2 protein-coding genes are annotated in these 778 nt (G+C 73.1%); both read left to right on the top strand.

What is annotated here, in order from left to right; all coding sequences use genetic code 11:
• Window positions 1–461: aminotransferase class III-fold pyridoxal phosphate-dependent enzyme (locus tag AC1D12_RS34540; RefSeq protein WP_477845558.1), on the top strand; the 461-nt coding region annotated here is incomplete at its 5' end.
• 11 nt (window positions 462–472) lie between these two features.
• On the top strand, window positions 473–778 hold a 306-nt coding region (locus AC1D12_RS34535), incomplete at its 3' end, for an ATP-binding cassette domain-containing protein (protein WP_477845557.1).

The raw sequence follows: 778 nt of genomic DNA, 5'->3' as shown, positions 1-778 counted from the left end.
GCTTCCCCATCTCGGGCGTGGTCGGCCGTGCCGACGTGATGGACGCGCCCGGCCCGGGCGGGCTCGGCGGCACCTACGCGGGCTCGCCGATCGGCTGCGCGGCGGCACTCGCGGTGCTGAAGGTGTTCGACGACGAACAGCTGCTGCAGCGCAGTCGCGCGCTCGGCGAGCGGCTCGCGGCCGGGCTGCGCCGCATCGCGACCCGCGTGCCCGAGGTGCGCGACGTGCGCGGACTGGGTGCGATGGTGGCGATCGAGCTGTTCGAGGGCGGCGACCTGTCGAAGCCGGCCGCCGAACTGACGCGCAACGTGGTCGCCGAAGCGGCCCGCCGCGGGCTCATACTGCTCTCCTGCGGCACCCACGGCAACGTGATCCGCGTGCTGGTGCCGCTGACGGCCGAGGACGCGCTGGTCGACGAAGGCCTGCAGGTGCTGGCCGACAGTTTCGCCGCTCTGCGTTGAACGAGGTGCGCATGCCTGCCGTCTCCGGAACCTCTCCCGCCGCCGCCGCTGCCGTCCCGCAGGGCGCACCGGCCGAACCGCTGGTGCGCTTTCGCGGCGTGCAGAAGACCTACGACGGCAGCCACCTGGTGGTGCGCGGCCTCGACCTGGACATCCGCCGCGGCGAGTTCCTGACGCTGCTCGGTCCCTCGGGCTCGGGCAAGACCACGACGCTGATGATGCTGGCCGGCTTCGAGTCGCCGACCGCCGGCGACATCCTGCTCGACGGCCGCCCGATCACGCGCACGCCGCCGCACAAGCGGCATTTCGGGATGGTG

The organism is Rhizobacter sp. P1_G5 (assembly GCF_056405435.1).
The sequence above is the reverse complement of the archived record's forward strand: the minus strand, read 5'-3'. Positions and strand labels throughout refer to the sequence as shown.